22 protein-coding genes and 2 pseudogenes are annotated in these 23,713 nt (G+C 64.6%); 12 read left to right on the top strand and 12 right to left on the bottom strand.

The genetic code is table 11. The features are described 5' to 3' along the window. Positions 1–262: 262 nt before the first annotated feature. Together I1969_RS08095 and I1969_RS08090 are read left to right on the top strand one after the other, a co-directional pair. Positions 263–2,410 (top strand): Tex family protein, encoded by a 2,148-nt coding sequence (locus tag I1969_RS08095; protein WP_195234451.1) that lies wholly within the window; start codon positions 263–265, stop codon positions 2,408–2,410. A gap of 180 nt (positions 2,411–2,590) precedes the next feature. Then, positions 2,591–2,965: a hypothetical protein gene (locus I1969_RS08090; RefSeq protein ID WP_195234449.1), complete on the top strand. Its 375-nt coding sequence runs from the start codon at positions 2,591–2,593 to the stop codon at positions 2,963–2,965. A 451-nt stretch (positions 2,966–3,416) separates the two neighbouring features. Here I1969_RS08090 and I1969_RS08085 read toward each other — a convergent pair whose 3' ends face one another. Together I1969_RS08085 and I1969_RS08080 are read right to left on the bottom strand one after the other, a co-directional pair. Further along, positions 3,417–4,778 (bottom strand): MFS transporter, encoded by a 1,362-nt coding sequence (locus I1969_RS08085; RefSeq protein WP_195234425.1) that lies wholly within the window; start codon positions 4,776–4,778, stop codon positions 3,417–3,419. A 93-nt stretch (positions 4,779–4,871) separates the two neighbouring features. After that, positions 4,872–5,759 (bottom strand): AraC family transcriptional regulator, encoded by an 888-nt coding sequence (locus I1969_RS08080; protein WP_195234423.1) that lies wholly within the window; start codon positions 5,757–5,759, stop codon positions 4,872–4,874. Positions 5,760–5,905: 146 nt separating this feature from the next. Between I1969_RS08080 and I1969_RS11105 the strand changes: the two genes are divergently transcribed. The 4 genes and pseudogenes from I1969_RS11105 to I1969_RS08065 all read left to right on the top strand — a co-directional run bounded on the left by I1969_RS11105 (position 5,906) and on the right by I1969_RS08065 (position 7,824). After that, positions 5,906–6,118 carry a hypothetical protein gene (locus I1969_RS11105; RefSeq protein ID WP_229028341.1) on the top strand — a complete coding sequence of 71 codons (213 nt, stop codon included), beginning with the start codon at positions 5,906–5,908 and terminating at the stop codon, positions 6,116–6,118. Positions 6,119–6,177: 59 nt separating this feature from the next. Then, positions 6,178–6,609, top strand: a pseudogene (locus I1969_RS11345) (relaxase/mobilization nuclease domain-containing protein); the annotation flags it as partial. A 190-nt stretch (positions 6,610–6,799) separates the two neighbouring features. Then, on the top strand, positions 6,800–7,312 hold the full coding sequence (locus I1969_RS08070; RefSeq protein ID WP_195234457.1) for a hypothetical protein: 513 nt from the start codon (positions 6,800–6,802) through the stop codon (positions 7,310–7,312). Continuing rightward, on the top strand, positions 7,309–7,824 hold the full coding sequence (locus I1969_RS08065) for a hypothetical protein (RefSeq protein ID WP_195234455.1): 516 nt from the start codon (positions 7,309–7,311) through the stop codon (positions 7,822–7,824). The genes I1969_RS08070 and I1969_RS08065 overlap by 4 nt, the downstream gene beginning before the upstream one ends. A gap of 451 nt (positions 7,825–8,275) precedes the next feature. Here the strand turns inward: I1969_RS08065 and I1969_RS11100 are convergent. Continuing rightward, a pseudogene (locus I1969_RS11100) lies at positions 8,276–8,878 on the bottom strand (ATP-binding cassette domain-containing protein); the annotation flags it as partial. A gap of 79 nt (positions 8,879–8,957) precedes the next feature. Here I1969_RS11100 and I1969_RS08055 point away from each other — a divergent pair. The 4 genes from I1969_RS08055 (at position 8,958) to I1969_RS08040 (ending at position 13,988) form a co-directional block, all read left to right on the top strand. Next, positions 8,958–9,656, top strand: a complete 699-nt coding sequence (locus I1969_RS08055; RefSeq protein ID WP_195234421.1) for a response regulator transcription factor — start codon at positions 8,958–8,960, stop codon at positions 9,654–9,656. After that, positions 9,653–10,882, top strand: coding sequence for a sensor histidine kinase (locus I1969_RS08050; RefSeq protein WP_195234420.1), 1,230 nt, complete (start codon positions 9,653–9,655; stop codon positions 10,880–10,882). Before I1969_RS08055 ends, I1969_RS08050 begins: the two co-directional genes overlap by 4 nt. Before the next feature lie 63 nt (positions 10,883–10,945). Next, the gene (locus tag I1969_RS08045; protein WP_195234418.1) at positions 10,946–11,641 is read left to right on the top strand and encodes an ABC transporter ATP-binding protein; all 696 of its coding nucleotides are present in this window, start codon (positions 10,946–10,948) and stop codon (positions 11,639–11,641) included. After that, entirely contained in the window at positions 11,625–13,988 is a 2,364-nt protein-coding gene (locus I1969_RS08040) for an ABC transporter permease (protein WP_195234416.1), read from the top strand. Before I1969_RS08045 ends, I1969_RS08040 begins: the two co-directional genes overlap by 17 nt. 416 nt (positions 13,989–14,404) lie before the next feature. Here I1969_RS08040 and I1969_RS08035 read toward each other — a convergent pair whose 3' ends face one another. Genes I1969_RS08035 through I1969_RS08025 form a run of 3 tightly spaced genes read right to left on the bottom strand, consistent with a single transcriptional unit; the run spans position 14,405 to position 16,283 of the window. Then, positions 14,405–15,160 carry a hypothetical protein gene (locus tag I1969_RS08035; protein WP_195234414.1) on the bottom strand — a complete coding sequence of 252 codons (756 nt, stop codon included), beginning with the start codon at positions 15,158–15,160 and terminating at the stop codon, positions 14,405–14,407. Then, positions 15,157–16,074, bottom strand: coding sequence for an ABC transporter ATP-binding protein (locus tag I1969_RS08030; protein ID WP_271748058.1), 918 nt, complete (start codon positions 16,072–16,074; stop codon positions 15,157–15,159). Before I1969_RS08030 ends, I1969_RS08035 begins: the two co-directional genes overlap by 4 nt. Beyond that, positions 16,071–16,283, bottom strand: coding sequence for a PLDc N-terminal domain-containing protein (locus I1969_RS08025; RefSeq protein WP_195234412.1), 213 nt, complete (start codon positions 16,281–16,283; stop codon positions 16,071–16,073). The genes I1969_RS08030 and I1969_RS08025 overlap by 4 nt, the downstream gene beginning before the upstream one ends. Before the next feature lie 126 nt (positions 16,284–16,409). Between I1969_RS08025 and I1969_RS08020 the strand changes: the two genes are divergently transcribed. Together I1969_RS08020 and I1969_RS08015 are read left to right on the top strand one after the other, a co-directional pair. Beyond that, on the top strand, positions 16,410–16,964 hold the full coding sequence (locus I1969_RS08020) for a helix-turn-helix domain-containing protein (RefSeq protein WP_195234410.1): 555 nt from the start codon (positions 16,410–16,412) through the stop codon (positions 16,962–16,964). 168 nt (positions 16,965–17,132) lie between these two features. Continuing rightward, positions 17,133–17,519, top strand: coding sequence for a helix-turn-helix domain-containing protein (locus tag I1969_RS08015; RefSeq protein WP_195234408.1), 387 nt, complete (start codon positions 17,133–17,135; stop codon positions 17,517–17,519). Positions 17,520–17,810: 291 nt separating this feature from the next. Here I1969_RS08015 and I1969_RS08010 read toward each other — a convergent pair whose 3' ends face one another. The 6 genes from I1969_RS08010 to I1969_RS07985 form a co-directional block, all read right to left on the bottom strand. Continuing rightward, positions 17,811–19,223, bottom strand: a complete 1,413-nt coding sequence (locus I1969_RS08010) for an MSCRAMM family protein (RefSeq protein ID WP_229028345.1) — start codon at positions 19,221–19,223, stop codon at positions 17,811–17,813. Positions 19,224–19,605: 382 nt separating this feature from the next. Beyond that, complete coding sequence (locus I1969_RS08005) at positions 19,606–20,310, bottom strand: transaldolase (protein ID WP_199586016.1); 705 nt, start codon at positions 20,308–20,310, stop codon at positions 19,606–19,608. A gap of 323 nt (positions 20,311–20,633) precedes the next feature. Further along, a complete protein-coding gene (locus tag I1969_RS08000) occupies positions 20,634–22,025 on the bottom strand; it encodes a PTS ascorbate transporter subunit IIC (RefSeq protein ID WP_117635569.1) in 1,392 nt (463 codons plus the stop codon). Positions 22,026–22,096: 71 nt separating this feature from the next. Continuing rightward, complete coding sequence (locus I1969_RS07995; protein WP_022094539.1) at positions 22,097–22,372, bottom strand: PTS sugar transporter subunit IIB; 276 nt, start codon at positions 22,370–22,372, stop codon at positions 22,097–22,099. A gap of 75 nt (positions 22,373–22,447) precedes the next feature. Further along, positions 22,448–22,894, bottom strand: coding sequence for a PTS sugar transporter subunit IIA (locus I1969_RS07990; RefSeq protein ID WP_089573145.1), 447 nt, complete (start codon positions 22,892–22,894; stop codon positions 22,448–22,450). Positions 22,895–22,903: 9 nt separating this feature from the next. Continuing rightward, positions 22,904–23,614: a transaldolase gene (locus I1969_RS07985; protein WP_117564350.1), complete on the bottom strand. Its 711-nt coding sequence runs from the start codon at positions 23,612–23,614 to the stop codon at positions 22,904–22,906. Between the last annotated feature and the right edge of the window lie 99 nt (positions 23,615–23,713).

Below are 23,713 nucleotides of genomic sequence, written 5' to 3'. Positions count from 1 at the left end.
CGGCATTCAGCATCAGGGTAGCGCTGCGACGCGGAAATCGCGCGCCGTTGCCGCGCCCCGCAGTGCCCGCTTCCCCCGAGAACAATTATCAGTGCAGGTAGGCGGGTTGCGTATTTTCGGAAAACCGAGGGATGGTCGACCCATATGGTTCAAACGTAGTAGATAGGTCGTTTTCGTGGCGCGGCCCCAAAACAGTCTTTTGGGACGGGTGGTATCCTTGGTAGCCCTGTGCTGCAAACGCACCTTAAACGCAAGGAGTCCCATGGATCTTATCGCCCAGCTCGCCCGCGAGCTCAACCTTAAGGCCGCCAACGTCGAGGCAGCCGTCAAGCTCATCGACGAGGGCAACACCATCCCCTTTATCTCGCGCTACCGCAAGGAGGCCACAGGCGGAATGGACGACGTCGCCCTGCGCGCACTCGACGAGCGCCTGTCCTACCTGCGCAATCTTGAACAGCGCAAAGAGGACGTCATTCTGCTCATCGACGCCCAGGGCAAACTTACGCCCGAGCTCGAACAGCAAATTCGCGAGGCCGCGCAGCTCCAGCGTGTCGAGGACCTCTACAAGCCCTACCGCAAAAAGCGCATGACCCGCGCACAGAAGGCCCGCGAGGCAGGCCTGGAGCCGCTTGCCAACATGATCATCATGCAGGCCTCGGCCAAGGGCAGCGCGCTCGACACCGCCGCGGCCTACGTCAACGAGGAAGCCGGCTTCGACACGCCCGAGAAGGCGCTCGCCGGCGCGGCGGACATCGTGGCCGAGACGGTGGCCGAAGACCCCGAGAACGTCGCCGACCTGCGCGCCTTTACGCAAAACACCGCCGACATCATCGTCGAGGCCACCGACCCCGCCGAGAAGACCCCCTACGAGCCGTACTACAGCTATGATGAGCCGCTGCGCCGTATTCCCAACCACCGCGTGCTGGCTATCGACCGCGGTGAGCGCGAGGGCAAACTCCGCGTGCGCGTGAACGTCGACGGCGCTGCCGCCACGGCGCGCCTCGGCAGCCGTTGGCCCCGACGCCAGGGCGTCTTCGCGCCCGTCTTTGACGCCGCCATCGCTGACGGCTACAAGCGCCTCATGGCCCCCTCGCTGGAGCGCGAGGCCCGCGCCAAGCTCACCGTTCGCGCCCAGACCGAGGCCATTAATGTCTTTGCCAAGAATCTCGAGGGCCTGCTCTCGGCACGCCCCGTGCGCGGCGCCCGCGTGCTCGCGCTCGACCCGGGCTACCGTACCGGCTGCAAGGTCGCCGTCATGGACGAGACCGGCAAGCTGCTCGACCACGGCGTGGTCTATCCCACCAAGCCGCGCCACGACGTCGCCGGCACCAAGCGCGAACTCGCCCGCCTCGTCAAGAAGGATGGCGTCAACACCATCGTCATCGGCAACGGCACCGCCAGCCGCGAGACCGAGGAAGTCGTCTCGGAGTTCATCGCCGAGCAGGCGCCCGGGCTGCGATACACCATCGTCAACGAGGCCGGCGCGTCGGTGTACTCCGCTTCCGAGCTCGCCAGCCAGGAATATCCCGATTTGGACGTCACCGTGCGTGGCGCCATGAGCCTGGGCCGCCGCCTGCAAGACCCGCTGGCAGAGCTCGTCAAGATTCCGCCCCAGTCCATCGGCGTGGGCCAGTACCAGCACGACCTTGACCAGGCCGAGCTCTCGCGCACCCTGGGCCACGTGGTGGAGGATGTCGTCAACCGCGTGGGCGTCGACGTGAACACCGCGAGTGCGAGCCTGCTGGGATACGTATCGGGCATCACGCCGAACGTGGCCAAGAACATCGTGGCGTACCGCGAGGAAAACGGCGCCTTTACCGATCGCCGCCAGCTCAAGAAGGTCCCCAAGCTGGGACCCAAGGCATATCTCAACGCCGCGGGCTTTCTGCGCATCAGCTGCGGCAAAAACCCGCTCGACGCGACAAGCGTCCACCCCGAGAGCTACGAGGTGGCCACATCCGTCTTGGAACGCGCCGGCGTGGCGGCCAATGAACTCAGCCGTGGCGGCGTGCCCGATATCGAGCGCCGCCTGGGAAGCATATCGACGCTGGCAAGCGACCTGGACTGCGGCACCCTCACGCTCATCGACATTGTCAACGAGCTCAAGAAGCCCGGCCGCGACCCGCGCGACGACGCGCCCGAGGTGGTCTTTAGCCGCTCGGCGCTTTCCATCGACGATCTGGAGCCCGGCATGGAGCTCAAGGGCACGGTGCGCAACGTCGTCGACTTTGGCGCCTTCGTCGACGTGGGCGTGCACCAGGACGGCCTCGTGCATATCTCCAAGCTGGCCAACCGCTTCGTCAAGCACCCGAGCGACGTGGTGCGCGTCGGCGACACGGTCAAGGTGTGGGTCGAGAAGGTCGATCGCGACCGCAAGAAGATCTCCCTCACCATGGTGCAAGGAAAGTAAACCTCCAAAGCGGATATCCCCTCTTCGCGGCAAGTGTCGCAAAGAGCGCGGGCGTTCCCCGCGCTCTTTGCCCCTTTGGCAAAGTGGGGTATACTGTCCGCAGTGTGAAAAGCCTTCGGGCTTTTAGCGGCTGCGGGTACCTGTACCTACAGCCGCATTTTTCGTTTTGGAGGAACGATCATGAAGGAGCGCCCGCTCATCCCGGCAGAACAACAGGTCGCCCACCTCGCAGAGCGGGGCGTCCGCTTCGACATAATGAGCCCCAAGGATGCAGTCGCGTTCCTCCGCGACAAGAACTTCTTCTTCAAGGTCAAGGCGTTTGCGAAGTGCTTCCCCGTCATCCACGACTTCACTGCGCTCGTGCTCTGCTTCGATAGAATTGTCAGCGATGCGGACGCGAGGTCGGAAAAGGCGGCAGGCCTGCGCACCCTGCGCGAGCGCTTCCTTGAGCACGCCGACTACTTCGAAAAGCAGATCGAGCTTGACCGAGGAATCAGGATGCTGGGGGAAGTCATGTGCTCGGGAGCCGATGTCATCTCTTCGAGCTCCCTATAGCTCTTCAGCCCCCTAATAGCCCCTTACCATTTGGGCCCCGCTCGGACAGAGTAGGTTCGAGTAAGTCCGAGTGGTCAGAGTAGGGCCCGACTTCGCCCTCTCGGCCGGGCGCAGAGCCGATAGAGCGAACCCCAGAGACAACCTAATATCGATGAGCCGAGGCCGGCGGATGCCGGTTATTCCTCGTGCGCACAGCCTGTCACGGGACCCGCTTTTCCCGTAAGGGCCGCGATGCTTTTCCGGCTTCTTTCGGGATCGGCCGCCCCCGCTCAGAGCGACGCCGGCGAAGCTCCCCCGAAACATCCGGTCGGCTGAGCCTTCGCCCCCTTCGCGGAGCGCGGGATCCCGCGCGCCCTCCGCTCCCGCTTCGGGCGGTCGGCAGCTAACGAGGTATAGCCGGACAGGGAGAGGAGTGTAAGGTCGATGCGAAAGAGCCGAGAAGTGGCCACGCCTACGAGGCGATTTCCCTCGGGATGAACCGCGACACGGCCAGGCCGGCGACAGCCGCCACGCACACCGCGCCGAACACCGCCGCCGTGCCCGCGGCGGTCGCGGCGGGGGCAAGTATGCCGCACGCCGCAACCGAGACGGTGCCGCCGAAGCCTCTGAAGAACATAGCCATGGAGGTGGCGCGCCCGGCGTCCGCCGGATCGGCGCCCGTCTGGGCGGCAAGATTGGACACAGGCATGCCGATGCCGACGCCGAGACCCAGCGCCGCCGCGACGACGGTGCTGGAGGCGACCGCTAGCATCGGGGACATCGCAGAGAACGCCGCCGACGCGGCAAGGACGACGACGGATGACGCCGTCGCGATGGCGCGGAGCCGCCCGGTCGCGCGAAACGCCGCGCCGGATGCATTGCTGCCGGCCATGAGGGCAAGCGTCATGGGGATGAGCGCCGCACCAGACGAGGCGGCGGCCATGCCTAGCCCCTCCTGGAGGAGCCTGGGCAGGTAGGAAACGCCCGCCATGAGAGCGAACTGAACGCAGAAGCCGGAGGCGAACCCCGCCACGACCTGCCCGCGTCGGAACAGGCCCGTGGGCACGGTCGGAGCGGCCTTGCCCCTCTCCACGCGGGCGAGCGCGACCGCGAAGACGAGGAACAGCACGACGAGAGCCGCGAACTGCGGCGAGACCATGGGGAAGACGCTGCCCGCCAGGCTGAAGGCGAGGACGACGCTCAGGACGCAAAGCGAGGCGACGACGCTCCCCGAAATGTCGAAGCCAGTCGCCGGGGCCCCAGGAGCCCTGTCGGGCAGGCAGCGCCCCGACAGGAACAGGGAGACGATCGAGATGGGGAGGTTGACGACGAAGATGACGTGCCAGGATAGCCCCTGGGCGACGGCCCCGCCGATGACGGGCCCCACGACGCTCGCGATCCCGTACATGGCCGAAGCCGCCCCGAGGTACGGCCCCCTGTCCCTCGGCTCGAGCATCATCGCCGCAGCGATGAACACGCCCGCCTCGAGGACGCCGCCGCCGATGCCCTGGAGCAGGCGAAACGCCGCCAGCGCCTCTATCGTCGGCGCGAGGGCGCACAGGACGGACGATGCGGCGAAGAGCGCGAGCCCCGCCACGTACACCCTCCTGAGACCGAACGAGAACGCCAGCCCTCCGCACAGGAGGGTGGACACGGTACTCGCCACGAGGTAGGCGGTCATCGGCCAGGCATAGTGGGCCTCCCCTCCGAGCGCCGCGGCGACCGTCGGCATGGCAGTGGCCACCACGGTCGAGTCGAGCGCTGCGACGAACAAGGCGAGCATAAGGCCCACCACGGTCGACTTACCGGCCGCCCCCAGCACGGAGGCGGCCATCGGTCTTTCCTGCATATTTCTTCCTCTCTACTCAGTGCCCGCCCGCGCGGGCACCGCGGGGCATCCCCCGCGTCAAACAAAAGGAAGGACGGGTCACCCCCTGGGCCTCCTCGCCACGGGCATCCAGATCTCGCTGCGATACCCTCTCGACGAGAAGTCGCCGCGCGGGTACACTTCGAGGCTGACGTCCCCGGCGAGCTCGTAGCCCGAGGACGGGAGCCACTCGGAGAAGATTCTGCGGTAGTGCTCAGCGGTCGCGACATCGCATGGCCCGGTACAGTCGAACACGGCCCACGTGCCGGCGGGGACGTGAATCTCGTCCGCCCAGCCGGGGGCCTCCCCCGAGGACGCCACCGCTATCCGATAGCTCAACTCCCCGCCCTCGGACACGTTGACCCCGAGAACCCCTGCGGGTCCCGAGCCGTCGGCGAGGGCGAGCAAGGCATCGATGCTCCCGGAGCGCGAGGCGCCTCCCCAGAACCTCTCGAGCTCCTCCCTCCCCTCCTCCACCATCTGGGCGAGGAGGCCCGCCTCGGACGGCCCGCATGGAAGCGACACCCCGACGAGGCGCATGCCGTCCCATGGGACGATCCTCCACGGCAGGGGCTCGGTGCCCGTGACGGTGAGGGAGAACGAGAGCCTCGGGAAGACCGAGAGCGGGGCGCCCGGGCGCTTCGCCTCGCTGGGCGAAATCCCGAGGGCGTCCCTGAACGCTCGGTTAAATGCGGTCGGGGAGCCATAGCCGTACCGGACCGCGACATCGACGACCCGCTCGCCGCGGGACAGGTCGAGCGCAGCACGGGAGATGCGCCGCCGGCGCACGTACTCCCCGAGACCGATGTCGGCGATATAGGAGAACATCCTCCGGAACTGTCCCTCGGTGCAGGCGGCGAGCCTCGCCGCGTGGGCGAGGTCGAGTTCGCCCTCGAGGTTCGCCTCTATGTAGTCCATCGCGTCGTTGAGGCCCTCTATCCAGCCCATCGGGTCACCGTCCTTCCGAAAAGAAAGCATGGGGCAACAAGGTAGCGCAGTCCTCGCGTCCAAGGGACAAATAATGAGAGTTTTTGATGACCGGCTCGTCGCCGGCGACCCGTCCCATCCTGCTCGACACTGGATGCACCCTGCGCATGGCCAAGGAGATGAGGGGTGTCCACTACAACCAGGGCATCCACGCGCTCAACACCGTCGCGCTCCGAATCCGCCACGGGGACCGCGACTTCACGGACATGCTGGAGACGGTCGAGCGGGCGGCCGCGCTCCTCGAGGAGACCGAGGCCGCCGCCCGGGGCATGCGATCCGACATGGCGACGCTCACCGGTCGCCCCGCCCTCTTCCTATAGGGGGGCGACAGATAGGAATCGTCAAAGCGATAAGCGGGCACACCGGAGCCCGCGGGGTCATGCGCTACCTCGAGAGGGACGGCAGGTCGCTCGCCCGCGACTTCCTGAACATCGGCGCACCCATAGAGGGCTGGGAGGGCGACCTCCCGCGCTACGGCGCCTGCGACTGGGCCGCGGAGATGGACTCGGTGAGGGAGGCCGCCGGAAACGGGAGGGCGTGGCGCGGGCGGGCCGCGAGGACGTGGAAGCACTACGTCCTCTCCCCCGACCCCGGCTCCCGCGTCGACCTCTCCACCCTGAGGGAGCTCGCCGTCGAGTGGGCGTCGGAGCACTTCCCCGACCACCAGGTCGCCATCGTCTACCACGACGACAACGAGGGGCGCATCCCCCACGCGCACGTCGTGGTCAACAACACCTCACTCGAGACGGGGAGGCGGCTCCAGGTCCCCGACCCCCTCGAGCTCAACCGCTCCTTCCAGCGGCTCGAGGCGGAGCGCGGCCTCCCCCACCTCTCGAACGAGCCTCTCACCCGGCCCACGGCGCGGGGCCAGACGGAGCCGCGGCGAGCGCGCGGCGGAGGCGCGGGGAGAGAGGTCGTGGGTCGCCGACATCCGGACGAGGGCCGACGCGGCGAGGGCCCTCGCCGCGTCCCCCGCGGAGTACCGCTCGCTCCTCGCGGCCATGGGGGTCGAGCTCGCCGACGCCGCAAGGAGGGGGCCCAGGAAGGACTGGGTGTACTCCCTCGCCGACAGCCCCTCGCGGCGCATCCGCGGGGAGCGCCTCGGCCTCGACTACGGAAGGGCGTCCGTCTGCGCCGCCGTCATCGGCGGAGCCCCTCCCATCGACCGCGGCGCGGCGATTCGCGCGGCGAGGGAGGCGGTCGCCGTGGGCGGTTGCGCGGAGCTCGACCGGCTCGCCGACGCCGCCTCCACCATATGGAGGCGCAGGGCGCGCAGCCTGGCGGCGCTCGACGGCATGGCCGCCGCCGCGGAGAGGGCGGGACGCTACGGAGAGGCGGAGGCGCTCAGGCGCGCCCGCGAGTTCGCCGCCGAGAAGGGCCTCCTCCCCCAGAGGTCAGAGCGGCCGCGGAGGAGCCCCGCCCGCGGCGGGAGCGAGGCGGGCGCCCCGCGCCGGCAGACGACACGGAGCAGGGACCCCGAGCGGAATCGAGACGAAGGGAGGAGGCAGCGTTGATCGTCGAGATCGTCTACCGCGACAGGCCCCACAGCGTGTTCGAGGTGCAGCCACCGGGACATGCGGATGCGTGCATCGCAACCGAGACCAGGCTGTCGCTCGAGCCCGATGGGCTGTGGATCGAGGCGGACCGCTACGAGATGGGCGCCGCGGGGGACGGGACCGCGCCAGTGGCGGTAAGACGGCGCTGGTGGCGCCTCCTCGCCGCGAGCGCCGAGGAGCTCTCCTCCGCGGAGGCGGTGATCCGCGACGGGAGGACGGCATGGTGGAGGCTCGGCAACGGCTTCGTCGACGACAGGCTCCTCGAGGCGGCGGACCGCAAGTGGCTCGAGCGCGGGGGCGGGAGCGCCATCGGCAGGATCCTCAAGGTCGACGCGCTCCTCGAGCGGGCGAACCCGTCCGCGCCCCTGGAGGAGCGGTGCGCCGCCATGGGGGTGACGCCCGAAATGAGGGACGCCGCGGCGCTCGCCGCCGAGGCACTCGGAGAGGAAGACTATGAGGATCTTGCTTAAGGCGGCGCGCTGGCTGTTCCGCGCCGTGTTTCGCTGGATGTAGTGGACACGCCGCCGCGGTATGATTGGCTGGCGGGAGGGGCCGTCCGTGGGGATTGATCGGTTGGGCGGCCCCTCCCGCATTGAGCGCGAGCGTCCCGGCCCATGCCGCAATCGAGGGCGCTTCGCTATCTGCCAGCCCTCGGCCCGCTCCTGCTCCTCCCACAGGCGCCGGTAGAGGTCGCAGCGGCCCATGAGCTCGCCGTGGGTCCCCTGGTCGACGACCCGCCCCGTCTATGACGAAGATGCGGTCGGCATCCCGGATGGAGCGGAGCCGGTGCGCGATGACCGCCACGGTGCGCCCCCGGACGAGCTCGGTGATGGCGGACTGCACCGTCACCTCGTTGAGGGCGTCGAGCAGGACCACGGGTGCGTCCTTGAGCAGCGCTCGCGCGATGGAGACGCGCTGCCGCTCGCCGCCGGAGAGGGTCGACCCGCCCTCCCCACGGGGGGTGTCGAAGCCCCAGGGCAGCGCCTCGATGAAGTCGAGCGCCGCCGCGCGCCGGGCGGCCTCGCGCACCTCCTCGTCGGTGGCGTCGGCCCGGACCATGCGGATGTTGTCCGCGACGGTGCCCTGGAAGAGGGACACGTCCTGGAACACGATCGCCATGCGGGCGAGCACCTCGTCCGGGTCGAGCCCCCGCTCGTCGGCGCCGCCGAGCAGCACGCGCCCCGAGCCCGGGTCCCAGAAGCACGCCGCGAGCCGGCAGACGGTGGACTTGCCCGATCCGGAGGGCCCCACGAGCGCCGTAGCCTCCCCTCCTCGAGGGGGAGCGTCGCCCCGCGGGCGGTAGGCGATCTTATTGATGGCATGGGCGCTCAGCCCGTGCCGGTCCGTCCAGCCCCGTTCGAATACTCCGCATGTGCGGCGGCTCTCTCGGTGGGTAAACTTATGTTTATCGCCTTTTTTAAGAGGCTCTGTCAAAACATGGAGTTGGTTCTCTAGCACTTCTGCCAACGACTGGATAAGGCCGACTTCCTGGTAAAGCGAAATAACAGCTGCATGTTGCGACATAGCCATTAAAAAGTCGTTTGACCTTCGTTGGCGTAAGCGATATGCCGGACGTCTCGAAGAGCAGGAAGGGGAACCAGAAATGGACAGGATTTTGCTATTGGAGGATGACGCAAGCCTCATAGACGGCCTAGCGTACTCCTTGAAAAAGAACGGATTCGATGTCGATGTTTCCCGCACGGTGCGCGAAGCAAAGCAGCGCCTTTCTGATCTCGGAAACTACGTTCTGCTGATTCTCGACGTCAGCCTGCCGGATGGGACGGGATTCGAGGTGTGCGAGAGGGTGAGGAAGGAGAACCAGCGAATCCCAATCATTTTCCTGACCGCATCGGATGAGGAGGTCAATGTAATCCGCGGGCTGGACAGCGGAGGGGACGACTACATCACCAAGCCCTTCAAGCTCGGAGAGCTGTGCTCCCGCATCCGCGCTCTGCTGCGTCGCGCGGGAATCTCGAAGAGCGAGAGAAGTTCCTATCTCGAATGCGGCGACGTCGAAATCGACCTGATCGAAAGTCGGGCAACTCTCCGAGGCAAGACCCTTGACCTCACCAGCGCTGAGTACAGACTGCTCTGCCTGCTGGTGAGAGGCGCCAACCACGTGGTGACAAGGGATGTCATCATAAACGAGCTGTGGAACGGCACGGGAAACTACGTGGATCCCAACACCCTATCCGTCTACGTGCGGAGGCTCCGAGAGAAGGTGGAGGCAGACCCCTCACGCCCCGAGCACCTCGTAACCGTTCGCGGGTTCGGCTACCGGTGGAACGAGGTGAGCGCATGAGCATGCTCCTTGACAGGCAGGTGAAAGGACTCGCCATGTTCCTGTGCCTGTCTTTCCTTGCGTTTGTGCTCGCACAAGTCATGTTAGCGGGACGTCAAGTGAGCGCTGCAGAGGAACTGTGGGTCGAGCACGATGCGGCCGTCGCATCCTCCCTCCTAGACCAAGGTGTCCCGAAGGATGTGATAGCGGTGTCGCTAGCGAACGCGGAGCCCAGCGAGGAAGGTTGGTCCCTGCTGGCCGCCGTCGGCTTGGGAAAGCAGGCGGAAACGCACCTCCGACCCACCTTCAGCCAGCTCCAGCAATCCGCCTACGCCGGCGCGCTGTCCGTTGCGCTTCTCCTGCTCCTCCTGCTCTCTTCGGGGCTCCTCATTTTCAGCCGGAAGCGGATGAGGCTGCATCAGCAGGTGGACGAGATACTGGCGGACTACATCAACGGAAACTACTCTCGCCACCTACCCCAGGGCGGTGAGGGAAGCTTCTTCCAGATGCTGTCGTCGGTGGAGCAGCTCGCGACTATGCTCCGATCTAAGAACGAGGCAGAATGCACGGCGAAGGAGTTCCTGAGAGACACCATATCGAATATCTCCCATCAGCTGAAGACGCCCTTAGCAGCCCTCGCCATGTACCAAGAGATAATTGAAGACGAACCTGATAACACTGAAACGGTAAGGCAGTTCTCCAAGAAAATTGGAGTCTCTGTGAGGCGTATGGAGCAGCTCATCTCATCCATGCTGAAGATCACCCGTCTGGACTCTGGGAGCATCCAATTCGAGAAAACCCCCTGTCGCGTCTCCGACCTAGTCTTCCGCTCAATCGGCGAGCTTACGACAAGGGCCCAGGACGAGAACAAAGAAATCCGGATAGAGGGCAATGGCGAGCAGCAGCTCCTCTGCGATCCGGGTTGGACGGGAGAGGCAATCGAAAACATCGTGAAGAATGCCCTCGACCACACGCGCGCTGGAGGAATCATCCTAATCGCGTGGGAGAGCACTCCCGTGATGCTCCGCATCTCCATCTCCGATAACGGCGACGGCATAGCCCCGGAAGACATCCACCACATCTTCAAGCGCTTCTATCGCAGCAAGCATTCCCTCGACACGCAGGGAGTCGGTCTGGGGCTCCCCCTCGCCAAGTCAATCGTCGAGGGCCAGGGCGGGACGATCTCCGTCCGCAGCGAGGTTGGGAGCGGGACAACGTTCACGTGCTGCTTCCCTACAGATTCGTAAGGTCAAATTAATCCGAATGTAAGCGCCCTTTGCTTTCCTCTATGGAAAGGAGGTTGAATCACTATGGAAATCTTGAAAGTGCAAGACGTGTCGAAGTCCTACGGAGAAGGCGAGGCGAGGGTGAACGCCCTGAAGCACGTCTCCTTCTCGCTGGGCAAAGGCGAGTTCGCCGCAGTCGTAGGAGAGTCGGGCTCCGGGAAAAGCACCTTGCTGAACTGCATCGGTGCGCTCGACTCCCCAACTTCCGGCAGCATATTGGTGGACGGCCAGGACCTGTTCTCGATGGGGGAGGAGGAGCGCACGATTTTCCGCCGGCGCAACATCGGCTTCATCTTCCAGTCCTTCCAGCTCGTCTCGGAGCTGGATGTGGAGCAGAACATCATCTTCCCCCTGCTGCTGGACTACCGTCAGCCTGACCCGGCAGCGGTGGAAGAGATGCTGGACCTGCTGGGCCTCTCGGAGCGGCGCCACCATCTGCCAAGCCAACTATCCGGCGGCCAGCAGCAGCGCGTCGCCATCGGGCGGGCACTGATCACGAAGCCGAAGCTGATCCTGGCGGATGAGCCGACGGGCAATCTGGACAGCCGGAACAGCCAGGACGTCATCGCCCTGCTCACGCAGGCGTCTCGCCGTTTCCAGCAGGCGATCCTGATGATCACGCACAACAAGAGCCTAACCTCATCTGTCGACCGGGTGCTCCAGGTGTCCGACGGCGTCCTCACGGACTTGGGAGGGATGCCGGATGAAACGCTATCTTGATCTCGTCCCCATCTCCGCGAAGGTTCACCGGAAGCAAAGCAGGATGTCCATTTTTTGCATCGTGCTGTCGGTGTTCCTGGTCACGGCAATCTTCGGCATGGCAGACATGTTCGTCCGCAGCCAGATCGCGAAGACCCAAGCGGAAGCGGGAAACTGGCACGTGGGAATTCAGGGCATCTCCGGTGAGGACGCATCCGTCATCGCCACACGACCCGACGTCAACGCGCTCGCGCCCTATGACGTCCTGAACTACGACGGTGAGCAGGAATACACACTGGGAGGAACCGAAACGCTGATCTGCGGAACCGATGAGGCCCTGTTCACGGATATTTTCTCAGGCATGGTCGCGGAAGGAGGCTTCCCGCGGAGCGATAGCGAAGCCATGCTAACGGAGAATGCAAGGGACATGCTCGACCTGTCAATTGGTGACGAGGTCGCCATAGAGACTCCTGACGGGACCGAACACCGCTTCACCGTGTCCGGATTCGCAAAGAACTCATCCAACCTTATGAGCGACGACTCCTACGGAGTGTTTGTCACGGCCGGGGGCTTCCGCTCCCTCTCACCGAGCACCGGAGAAGGCACCGACCCCTTAAACGGCACCACGGTATACTACGTCCAATTCTCCGACACGGGAGAAATCCAGAGCAAAATCGCGGACATGAAGCGGCAGCTCGGCCTGAGCGACGAGCAGGTCTTCGAGAACACGAAGCTGCTAGGCCTTCTCGGGCAGAGCGCCAACTCCTTCATGACCCAGGTCTACACCGGTGCGGGCGTCCTATTCGTCCTAGTCCTTTTCTCGGGCATCATGATGATTGCGAGCAGCCTCAACAGCAACGTTTCCCAGCGGACGGAGTTCTTTGGCCTAATGCGCTGCATCGGCGCGACCCCCAAACAGGTGATGCGTCTGGTGAGGAAAGAAGCCCTCGGATGGTGTCGATTTGCGATCCCTGCGGGAGTCGCAGCCGGTGTTGCCCTGACGTGGGCTTTATGCCTCGTCCTACGGGCTCTCAGCCCGAAGCACTTCGGCTCCATGCCAACGCTCGCCATCAGCGTCCCGAGCATCTTAGCGGGAACAGTCGTCGGACTGCTGACGGTCCTACTGGCGGCAAGGTCACCTGCGAAGAGGGCTTCCAAAGTCTCCCCTCTATCTGCGGTCTCCGGAAGTGCCAGCGACCTGCAACCGGTCCGCAAGGCAGCTAATACGAAATGGCTGAAGGTCGAAACCTCGCTGGGGATTCACCACGCGAAATCGAGTCGCAAGAACTACGCCTTGATGATCGCGTCGTTCGGCCTCTGCATCGTCTTGTTCCTCTCCTTCTCCGTGACAATCGACTTCATGAACCACACTCTGACGCCACTGTATCCATGGGCCCCGGACATATCCATCGTCAGTGCGGACAGCACCCGATCCGTCGACAGGAACTACGTGGACGAGCTGGAGAACAACCCTGCCGTCGAAACCGTCTACGGCCGAATGTTCGCCTACGATGTCCCCGCCACGCTGAACGGGGAAGCGTTGACCGTCGACCTCATCTCCTACGAACATTCACAATTCCAGTGGGCAGCTGACTACCTGCAATCAGGCACGCTGGATGCCGTGAGGAATGAGCTGGGCACCGGGCTTGCAGTATTCGATTCGCGAGGTACCGTCCAAGATGGAGACTCCGTCGTGCTGGAAGTCGGCGACGAGCATGCCGAGATAGAAATCGCCGGAACCCTTTCCGCGAGTCCATTCAATAGCCCCAACGGCTCAACAATCATTATCTGTTCGGAGGATACTTTCCAGAAGATTATGGGGGAAGGCGACTACACGGTCATCGACATGCAGCTTGTGGCAGATGCAACGGACGATGACGTGAACGCCATCCATCGCACATACGGAACAGGGCACAGCTTCGTAGACAAGAGGATGGATAACAGTAGCGTGCAAGGCGTGTACTACAGCGTATGGCTGTTCCTCTACGGATTCCTCGCACTAATTGCCCTGATCACCGTCTTCAACGTGATAAACAGCATCGCCCTGAGCGTAACAGCCAGAACGAAGCAGTACGGAGTCTTCCGCGCGATCGGGCTGAGCGCCCACCAGCTCTCCAGAATGATTGTCGCGGAGGCGGCAACCTACGCAATCTCCGGATGCATCATCGGAACACTGCTGGGACTCGCCTGCCACAGGCTCCTTTTTGACCTGCTCATCAGCTCCCACTGGGGAGATGCGTGGACGATACCGTATGCGGAGCTCGGCATCATCCTCCTAATCGTCGTGCTCTCCGTCGTGGTTGCTGTTCACGGCCCGATAAAGAGGATGCGCGAGCTGTCCATTGTTGACACGATCAGCGCAGAGTAGGCTCGTAAAACTTGCTTGCCTCATATCGGTCTCATGCGGGCCGAGGCCCAACCGACCAATCCCCACGAGCACGGCCCGCCGTGACACAGAAGGAGCCCCGTCGAGACGATTTCGCCTCGGCGGGGCTCCCCGCCATGACCTCCTGTCATGGCAGCGGACTACTCGATTCCCTCCTCCCTCCGGTCCGAGCTGCCCGCCGCCACACAACACGCGTAGGCGACGAGCGCGGTCGTCGAGGAGGGGACCGCGGTGAAGGCACAGGCGATCACGGTATCCATCGCTTCCCTCCCCTCACGCGGGCATCGCGCCCTCGCGGAAGACCCGCGGGGACGCCTGCGCTTCGGGATTAGAGCCTCATCAGAAAGGGCGGCGGGGCCGTCCGCGGGGATTGATCGGTTGGGCGGCCCCGCCATGCCTCACAGCCTCCTGCGGGAGAACGCGGCAACCGCGCCGGCCAGCGCCGCCGCGCAGACCGCGGTGGCCGCGACGAGCGGAGGTACGAGCGAGCCGGCACTCACCTCCCCCGCCGCGATCGCTGCCCCGGAGAGGAGCCGGGCCGGGCTCAGCGGCGCGAGCGGGCCCGCCGCGGACGCGAGCGAGAGCGCGGCGACGACCGCCCCGGCGAGGACCACCGCGGCGAAGGGCTGGCGGAAGAGGCACGAGCCCAGCACGAGGACGCCGAGGCACATGACGCCGGCGACCCACGCCGCGCCGGCCGCCGCGAGGGCGCCGGGCACAGCCTCCCCCGGCCACAGCGTCCCGATGTAGAAGGAGGCCAACGCGCAGCCCGGCCACCAGCAGGCGGTGAAGCACGCGACCGCGGAGGTCCACTTGGCCATGACCACCGCGGGGCGCGGGAGGCCCCTGGTCACCATGAGCAGCAGCGTCCCCCGCGACACCTCCTGCGAGACGACCCCCGCCCACAGGATGAGGGTGATGCTCAGTCCCAGGCCGGAGGCGTTGTTGAAGAAGGCGCCCCAGGCGTCGGCCGCGGTACGCGGCGCGGACGCCGATACGCCGCTCCCGAGGGCGGCGAGGATCTCGGACGTGTAGCGCGTGAGGAACGGGCTCGCCATGCCGAGGCCGCAGAACAGCGCCGCCATCACCGCGAGCCTCCGCCCGGCGACGGCCTCGCCGAGCTCCTTCCTGAGGAACGCCAGGTACCCCCTCATATCTCCTCCTCGCAGAACAGGTCCTCCAGCGTCGGCTCCACAGCGCCGACCGAGACCGGGCACACGCCCGCCGCCCGCAGCGCCTCGAGGCGCGCCCCCATGAGCGCCCTCCCGTCGGCGGCGCGCAGCGTGCAGGAGAGCCCGTCGCGCTCCGCGCCGGCCGCGAACGGCACGAGCTCCGGCCGCGCGAGGAGGGCATCGAGGTCGGCGGCGCCCGCCACCTCCACGCGCACGCGGTTGCCGCCGCGGGCGCCCCTGAGGTCGGCGAGGGCCCCGGCCATCGCGACCCTCCCGCCGTGGAGGATCGCCACCCGGTCGCACACGCGCTCGACGTCGGAGAGGACGTGGGTGGAGAACAGCACGGTCGCCCCGCGGCCGATCTCGGCGAGCAGGTCCAGCACCTCCCTGCGCCCTACGGGGTCGAGCGCGCTCGTCGGCTCGTCGCATATGACGAGCCGCGGGCGCGAGAGCAGGGCCTGCGCGATGCCGAGGCGCTGCCGCATGCCCCGCGAGAACCCCGAGACCCTCCCGCGGGCGGACGCGAGCCCCACGAGGTCGAGCAGCTCGGCGGCGCGCGAACGGGTCTCGGCGCGACCCATCCCCGCCACCTCGCCGCAGAGGGCCAGGTACCGCTCCGCGGTCATGTGCCCGTAGAACTCCGGCACGTCGGGGAGGTAGCCCACCTCCCGGTTGGTGCGCGAGTCGCCGAAGCGCACGCGCTCGCCCAGCACGCGGGCCTCGCCAGCGTCGGGACGCAGCAGCCCGAGGGCGACCTTCATGGTCGTTGTCTTGCCCGCGCCGTTGCGGCCGATGAAGCCGAACACACCGCCCTCCGGCACCTCGAGGTCGACGCCGTCGAGGACGGGCCTGCCGGAGAAGGCGACGCGCACGCCGCGCATCTCGAGGGCGCTCACGAGTCGTCCCTCCCCAGCAGGAAGTAGAGCACGGGACCGAACAGCAGCACCACGATCGAGACCACAAGCCACACGCCCCTGGACCCGAAGCGGAAGCGGTCCCTCCGCAGGATGCTCCTCACCGCGGCGACGGCCAGGGCGAGGTCGAGCAGGAGCAACGGGGCGAGGAGGGGCAGCGAGCCCCCGAGGATACGAAGGAGGTCTTCCATCAAGCCTTCCTTTCCGTTGGTTTGTTCCCACAATGGGAATATAATTCCGAACGACGGAGGGAGGGCGCCAGAATCTCGGCCGGGGAATATTCCCGGAAACCGGCAGTTGCGGGAACGGAGGAGCAGATGGAGGACAAGGAGCGCATCGCGCGCGTCATGGAGGCGGTGACGAGCCCCGTCAAGGGGCGCATCATCATGGAGGTCACGAGGCGCGGCAGGGCGACCGCCGGGGATGTCTCCGAGCGGTGCCCGGAGATACCTCGGACGACCCTCTACCGCAACCTCGGCCGGCTCGTGGAGGACGGGATCCTTGAAGTGGCCGGCGAGCGGCCCGTGCGCGGCACCGTCGAGCGCACCTACGCGCTCGCCTTCGAGCCCGACGACCCGGAGGCGCTGCTCGGGAGGAACTCCGGCGCCGCATATATGCAGGCGTTCGCCCGGTACCTCCTGACGTTCGCGACCCTGTTCCGCGACTTCTGCTCCCAACCCGGAGCCGACCCCGCCGGGAGCGGGTCTGGATTCACGCTCTCGCATGTTTATGCGACTGACGAGGAAATCGAAGAGGCAGCGCGCAAGGTAGCCGAGACGCTCTACCCCCTCCAGGGCAACGGGCCCGCCCCGGGTAGGAAGCTGCGCACGGTCGGGCTCATCGTATCCCCGGAGCACGCGGAGAGGAGTTGAGGGCCGTCTGCCGTACTCCGAAGGAGACGCCCGAGCCGGCGGTCGCCCGGTGCCGTCCCAGGTTGACAAATTGCCAACCCTCATTGGTGGCACTCGAACCCGGTTCGCGGTTCCATTCGGTTGTGCGCCGGAATGGCGCAACGCGACCGCCGAAAGAAAGGAACGGCCATGAACTTTAACGAGCGACTCATCGATCTTCGGAGGAAGCGGGGGCTCTCGCAGGAGCAGCTCGGATACGAGCTCGGCGTCTCGAGGCAGACGGTGTCGAAGTGGGAGCTCGCCCAGTCCTACCCCGACTTCCAGAGGCTCGTCCTGCTGTCCGACTACTACGAGATGAGCCTCGACGAGCTCGTGAGGGGCGTCGACGTGGGCGACGTGCGCGCCCTCAACGAGTCCGAGAAGCAGATCTCGTCGATCTACTCCGACGTCGAGCGGGGCAAGGAGGCCATATCCCGGGCATGGCGGGCGTTCGTGGTCGTCGGCTGCGTCGTCCTGGCGCTCTTCGCGCTGGTGGTGGCCTACGGGGTGTCCCAGGGCGGCCTCTTTGTGAGTTAGACGACCCGACTTGCCGTATCCACGGCATCGGCCGCCGCAGTGGCCATCCTCCCGTTTGTGGCGGGCGTTCGGCGCCAACCGACAATCCCCACGGCGCCGCGTACGCCATGGAATAGATGGAGCCCCGTCGAGGCACTCCTCCTCGGCGGGGCTCCCTGCCATGACAAACTGTCACGGTCGCGGTCTACTCGCTTCCTTCCTCCCTACGGTCCGCGTTGCCCGCCGCCACGCAGCACGCGTAGGCGACGAGCGTGACCGTCGAGGAGACGACCGCGGTGATGGCGCAGGCGATCACGGTCTCCATCGCTTCCCTCCCCTCACATGGGCTCCCGGGCGATGGGGCCCAGGAGCGGCCGGGCCCGCCTTGGCACGGCGGCGGGAGCCGAGCGCGATCGCCCCGCCCACGCACGCGGCCGCGCCCGCGGCGCAAGCCGCGGGGACGAGCCAGGACCAGTCGCCCGTCTGGGGCAGGCCGCCGGGCGTCGTCCCCGGGGCGGTCCCCGGCAGGGCCTCGTCCGCCATCGTCACGACTTGAACGTCAGCCGTCTCCTCCACGGTGAAGGGGGCGTCCTCGGCCAGCTCGTAGCCCTCGGGCGCCTCGGCCTCGCGGAGGAGGTACTCGCCCGGGGCGAGCGCCTCGATGCGGTGCGGCTTCCCGTCGGAGACCCACTCCTCCACGACCGCGCCATCGGCGTCCACGACCTGCATGGTCGCGCCCGCGAGGGGCTCGCCCGTGGCCGCGTCGACCTTCTCCGCGTCCACCCTGGTGCAGTCGTCGACCATCTCGACCCGCGTCACGGGGACGCCCTCGACGACCTCGAATCTAACGTCGGAGGCGACGAGGTAGCCCTCGGGCGCGAGCTCCTCGTGGAGCGTGTAGGTGCCCGGGAGCAGCGTGAGCTCGTGGGGCTCCTCGCCGGAGACCCACTCCTCCACAAGCTCGCCGTCCGCGTCGTAGACGCGCAGCGTCGCCCCGGGCAGCTCGCCCTCCCCGGTGACGGACTTCTTCGAGACCACGGTGCAGGGCAGGTCGTCGTTCGTGAACGTGCCGAGGTCGACCGTCACGGCGTCTCGGTAGACGCGCACCTCGATGGGGCCGAGGAGCTCCTTGCCCTCGTTGGCCCCGCAGGGGAGCTCCTCGATCTCGTAGGTGTCGTAGGGCAGCGCCCCCTTGGAGTCGTCGGGCCCCGACGCTCCGAACCACACGCCGGCCGAGGCGTCCCAGGAGCCCTCGGCCGCCTGGTCGCTGGCGTTGGTCGAGGCGGTGTGCGGGTTCCACGAGGCCGCGGTGCTCGCGTACCCGTTGGCGTCGGTCACGACGACGTGGGACTCGCCGGTGGTCGCGCTGGTGATGCGGAACGGCACGCCCGCCATGCGGGAGAGGTCGCCGTCGGAGACCTTCACGAGCTCGAGCTCGCCGCGCCTGACCTGGTTGGCCACCGCGCGCTCCCCGGTGAGCTCGACGACCTCGCCGTCCTCCTCGATGGAGAACGGGACCTCGGCGTCGGTGCCGAGGTAGCCCTCCGGCGCCTCCACCTCACGCACGAGGTAGTCGCCGTAGGGCAGTGCGTCGGGCGCGGACTCCGCGGCCCCTCCCCCGGTCTCGAGCGTGAGCGCGACCTCCCCGGGCGAGACCTCCTCCCCGCCCACGAGCACGGGGTTCGCGGACGCGTTCACGACCTCGAAGACCGCGCCGGCACCCAGAGCCGCTCGAGGGCGAAAGGCTCGGGGCGGTCAGGCTGGCCGCGCACGAGGCCATAAGGAAGGTCCTTGACCGCCACGGCATGGCAGAATAGCCTTAGGCGCAGGGGCGCTGACACAGCCCTCCCTCTTACACCACAAAAATGCGCGCCATCGTACCCCCCTCGCGACGTGCAAAATCGCGAATATTCAGTGTCTCCCGATAGCGCCGCGGCGCCTCGGAGAGCCATAAAAGCAAAAACGGCCCCCGTTTTGGCGTTTTTAGAGCCAAAACGGGGGCCGTTCCGTGCTTCAACCAAGTGGTAAAAGCTGATAAAAGTTGGTAAAAGTCTTTACCATGCTGAATATTCGCGATTTTGCACGTCGCGAGATGGGGTACCCTTACTTACGGCAGGATATGGAAACCGAGCGAGGCGATATCCTTGGCAAAACCGCGCACGGTATCGAGCGAGACCTCGTACGGGTCACGGCCGATGTTCTTACGCTTGGCCAGGATGCTGTTGGGCACCGTGATGATCTGGCAACCGCATCCTTCCGCCTGGTAAATATTGATAAGCTCACGCGTGGACGCCCACAGGACCTCGCAGTTGGGCTTGGCGGCGGCCTTCTTGACCGACTCCGTCATAAACGGAATGGGGTCGACGCCGGTGTCGGCGATGCGGCCGGCAAAGAGCGAGATGATTGACGGCGTCTCGGCGTCAACGGCCTCGACCATCTCGTCGACCTGCGCAGGCGTAAAGATGGTGGTGACGTTGACCTTGATGCCGTCGGCCGAAAGCTTGCGGACCAGCTCGGCGGTGGACTCGCCCTTGGTAGTCACGCACGGAATCTTGACATAGACGTTCTCGGCCCAGGTAGCGATCTCGCGCGCCTCGACCTCCATGGTCTCGACGTCGTCGGCAAAGACCTCAAACGACACGGATACATCGGTGATGTGGGTCAAGACCTCTTTGGCAAACGCGCGGTAATCCGTCACGCCGCCCTTCTTCATAAGGGACGGGTTGGTCGTGAAACCCTGAACGTTGCCGTTCTCGTACATGTCGAGCATGCCCTCGAGATTTGCACCGTCAGCGAACACCTTGATTGCCATCTGCCTGATTCCTTTCGTTAGCATACGGCCGATAAACTGCTAAACACTTTACCTACGTTTATCAAGGCGTGAACTGCGGGTTTTTATCTTCTCGGCGAACGGTTTTGCAGTTTTACCATTTTTATATCGACACCCCAGCGGCAAAACGTTTTTGCTGATCATCGCGGTTGATTCCGTTCGCGGCGCAGAGACAGCGCTTCACCGGTACGTTTTCACAACCACTCCAAAACAAAAGCGGTGACGCCTCATTTGAGACGCCACCGCTTCCGTGTAGGAGCCGGTTATCGGAGCTCCGCCCGATTAGGGCTTAACGTATGCCTGGATTACTCTTCCTCAACGTGGTTAATCACAGCACCCTTGGTGTGGATGAAGTTGGGGACGAAGGCGACGATCAGAAGGACAGCAAGAATCGCGTAGACACCGGTGGTACCGAAGGCCTCGGCAGCGCGGCCAAGCGTAATACCAATGACGGAGAAATCGAAGTCGCCGAACGTAGTGTTCTTGAAGCCAAAGACGTCAAGAACGGGCAGGAGCAGGGCCGGGGCGAAGGTGATGAGCAGGCCGTTGACGAAAGCGCCAAGAGCTGCGCCCTTGCGACCGCCGGTAGCATTGCCGTAGATGCCCGCGGTAGCACCGCAGAAGAAGTGGGGAACCATGCCCGGGATGATGAAGATGCCCAGGGTAGCGCCCACGATGAACATACCGACCACGCCACCGATAAAGGAAGCGACAAAGCCGAGGATGACGGCGGTGGGAGCATAGGGGAAGAAGACAGCGCAGTCGACGGCGGGGATGGCACCGGGGATCAGCTTGTTGGAGATGCCCTGGAAAGCCGGGACCAGGTCGGCAAGGATCATACGAACGCCGTTATAGACGATGGTGACACCAACGGCAAAGGACAGGGCACAGGTCAGGGCATAGACAATCACGTTGTCGCCGCCAGCGGTCTTGGTAACGACCGCAGGATCTGCGATGTAAGCGGCGAAAGCGGTAACCAGGTAGAAGAAGGCCATGGTAAGAGCCGTGGAGATGGTAGTGTCGCGCAGGAAGGCGAACTTCTCGGGAACCTCGATCTTCTCGGTGCTGTTCTCCTCGGCGTCCTTAGCAAAAAGCGTACCGACTGCAGCGGAGATGTAATAGGCGAGTGAACCGAAGTGGCCCATGGCGATTTCATCGCCATCGGTAACCTTCTCGGTGAAACGCTGACCAACGGCGGGAAGCATAGCGCTCACGAGGCCCAGGAACATGCCGCCCACGATGACAAGCTGGACATCCTGGAAGCCAGATGCCTGCAGAACGGCAGACAGCAGGCAGGCCATAAACATGCTGTGATGGCCCGTCAGGAAGATGTACTTAAACTTGGTAAAGCGGGCAATGATAATGTTCACGACATAGCCGAGAATCAGGATCATCATGGTCTGAACGCCGAGGACGCTCTGAGCCATCGAAACAACGACCTCGTTGTTGGGCACGACGCCGGTGATGTGGAAACCGGTCTCGATGAAGGTACCCAGCGGAGCAAGGTTCTCCTGAACAACAGCGGCGCCGGCGGACAGCATGATGTAACCAAGAATGGGCTTCAGAGTGCCCGTCATCACCTTGTGGGCAGGACGCTTAAGCGCGACAAGGCCCACAAAGGCAAATAGACCCATAATCCACGCTGGCTTGGTCAGAATCGATTGGATAAACTCAAGTATGGGAAGGATGGCTTGCATCTGCGCTTCCTTTCTCTCTAACGTGGGCGCGTTTCCCTCTTCCACAGGGAACCGCCCTTTTTTGTGCCGCTTTAGGCGTTAGCGGCGGCCGCCTTGATTGCCTCGAGGGCGTCTTCGCGGATCTTCTTCTTGTTCACATAGCTGCGAACGATCACAACGTTGCCGTGGAGCTCGGGGGCAAGTTCCTTAACGGTGATGAACAGATCCGGATTTGCGGAAGAAGCACCGTTCAGGTCCATAGACTCAACGTCGGCCTTGATGCCCTCCTCCTCGCAAAGCTCCTCGACTTTGCCAGCGAGCATCAGGCTGGACCCGATGCCGTTTCCGCATACGGTGATGATATGCATGGCAACCTTCCTCTCCTACACGTGACGGTTTTCCGTCTATCCAAAAGCGGCGACGCATCGCCGTGCCATTAAGGCCTAAAAGAATGAACGCATGGTCTCCAAAACCTGCTCGGGCGTATCGCATGCGCTGAGCTTGGCAACGCAGTCCTCGTCCTCGAACATCTGCGAAAGCTCCGCCAAGCAGCCAAGATGAGCCTTGGGGTCGGGTGCGCAAATACCCACGAGCACGTGAACCGGATCGAAATCCTCGTGTCCAAACGCAATGGCAGGGTCAAGCGTGACGATACAGATCCCCGCTTCACTCACATTGCCATCTGCCTGAGCGTGGGGCATGGCGATGCCCTCTTCCAAGACCATATAGGGGCCGAATTTGTGAACCGATGAAATCATGGCGTCAACATAGCTCTGGTCGCATTTGCCAGCGTCTACGAGCAACTTACCGCATGCCCTGATCGCTTCCTCCCAGTCGGAGGCCTCGACGTGGCAGGCAACAAGCTCGGGCTTAAGAAGATCGGTCAGCATGCTCGTCCCCTACTCCTCGGGCAGGATATGAAAACCAAGCGCCTGAATGTCGCGGGCAAAGCCCTTGACCGTATCAAGCGAGTACTCAAGCAAATCTTTCCCGAAATTCTTGCGCTTGGCAAGAAGGGCATTGGGGACCGTAATGATCTGGCAGCCAACGGACTCCGCCTGGAAGATATTGAGGACCTCGCGCGTAGACGCCCAGAGAACCTCGGCAGCAGGCTTAACGGCAGCCTTCTTTACGGACTCCGCCATGAGGGGCAGCGGATCGACGCCGGTATCGGCAATGCGACCGGCAAAGATGGACAGAATAGAGGGGGTCTCGGCAGAGACGGCATCGACAAACTCGTCGACCTGCTCGGGCGTGAAGATAGTGGTGACATTCACCTTGATGCCGTCGGCAGAAAGGCGCTTGACCAGCGCGGCAGTGGACTCACCCTTGGTGTTGAGCGCCGGGATCTTAACGTAGACGTTGTCTGCCCAGGTTGCAATCTCGCGAGCCTCGGCTTCCATACCCGCCTCGTCGTCGGCGAATACCTCAAAAGAGACCGACACATCAGTAATGTGCTCAAGAACCGTCTTGGCAAAAGCGCGGTAGTCGGTCACGCCGCCGGCCTTCATAAGGGAAGGATTGGTCGTGAAGCCCTGAACGTTGCCATTGTCATGCATGTCAAGCATGCCCTCGAGGTTAGCGCCGTCGGCAAACACCTTGATCGCCATGTTCGGTCCTTTCTCATCTAACACTATTGCTATCGAAAGCCTTCTTCTTTGTTTCAAAAGCTTTTCGGTTTTCTTTTATAAACTATTTCAAAAGCTATC

Origin of the sequence: Collinsella aerofaciens, from assembly GCF_015548375.1 — a bacterium.
In the GTDB taxonomy this organism is placed as follows: domain Bacteria; phylum Actinomycetota; class Coriobacteriia; order Coriobacteriales; family Coriobacteriaceae; genus Collinsella; species Collinsella aerofaciens_AB.
This window is presented reverse-complemented; position numbering and strand designations above follow the sequence as displayed.

Bases quoted from the DNA above. Each gene is read 5' to 3' on its own strand.
- I1969_RS08090 (WP_195234449.1), top strand. From the start codon at position 2,591: ATGAAGGAGCGCCCGCTCATCCCGGCAGAACAACAGGTCGCCCACCTC.
- I1969_RS08070 (WP_195234457.1), top strand. From the start codon at position 6,800: ATGGGGGTCGAGCTCGCCGACGCCGCAAGGAGGGGGCCCAGGAAGGAC.
- I1969_RS07995 (WP_022094539.1), bottom strand. From the start codon at position 22,372: ATGCATATCATCACCGTATGCGGAAACGGCATCGGGTCCAGCCTGATG.
- I1969_RS08045 (WP_195234418.1), top strand. From the start codon at position 10,946: ATGGAAATCTTGAAAGTGCAAGACGTGTCGAAGTCCTACGGAGAAGGC.
- I1969_RS08020 (WP_195234410.1), top strand. From the start codon at position 16,410: ATGGAGGACAAGGAGCGCATCGCGCGCGTCATGGAGGCGGTGACGAGC.
- I1969_RS08025 (WP_195234412.1), bottom strand. From the start codon at position 16,283: ATGGAAGACCTCCTTCGTATCCTCGGGGGCTCGCTGCCCCTCCTCGCC.
- I1969_RS08085 (WP_195234425.1), bottom strand. From the start codon at position 4,778: ATGGCCGCCTCCGTGCTGGGGGCGGCCGGTAAGTCGACCGTGGTGGGC.
- I1969_RS08035 (WP_195234414.1), bottom strand. From the start codon at position 15,160: ATGAGGGGGTACCTGGCGTTCCTCAGGAAGGAGCTCGGCGAGGCCGTC.
- I1969_RS08000 (WP_117635569.1), bottom strand. From the start codon at position 22,025: ATGCAAGCCATCCTTCCCATACTTGAGTTTATCCAATCGATTCTGACC.
- I1969_RS08005 (WP_199586016.1), bottom strand. From the start codon at position 20,310: ATGGCAATCAAGGTGTTCGCTGACGGTGCAAATCTCGAGGGCATGCTC.
- I1969_RS08050 (WP_195234420.1), top strand. From the start codon at position 9,653: ATGAGCATGCTCCTTGACAGGCAGGTGAAAGGACTCGCCATGTTCCTG.
- I1969_RS08080 (WP_195234423.1), bottom strand. From the start codon at position 5,759: ATGGGCTGGATAGAGGGCCTCAACGACGCGATGGACTACATAGAGGCG.
- I1969_RS11105 (WP_229028341.1), top strand. From the start codon at position 5,906: ATGGCCAAGGAGATGAGGGGTGTCCACTACAACCAGGGCATCCACGCG.
- I1969_RS08055 (WP_195234421.1), top strand. From the start codon at position 8,958: ATGGACAGGATTTTGCTATTGGAGGATGACGCAAGCCTCATAGACGGC.
- I1969_RS07985 (WP_117564350.1), bottom strand. From the start codon at position 23,614: ATGGCGATCAAGGTGTTTGCCGACGGCGCTAACCTCGAGGGCATGCTT.
- I1969_RS08040 (WP_195234416.1), top strand. From the start codon at position 11,625: ATGAAACGCTATCTTGATCTCGTCCCCATCTCCGCGAAGGTTCACCGG.
- I1969_RS08015 (WP_195234408.1), top strand. From the start codon at position 17,133: ATGAACTTTAACGAGCGACTCATCGATCTTCGGAGGAAGCGGGGGCTC.
- I1969_RS08095 (WP_195234451.1), top strand. From the start codon at position 263: ATGGATCTTATCGCCCAGCTCGCCCGCGAGCTCAACCTTAAGGCCGCC.
- I1969_RS07990 (WP_089573145.1), bottom strand. From the start codon at position 22,894: ATGCTGACCGATCTTCTTAAGCCCGAGCTTGTTGCCTGCCACGTCGAG.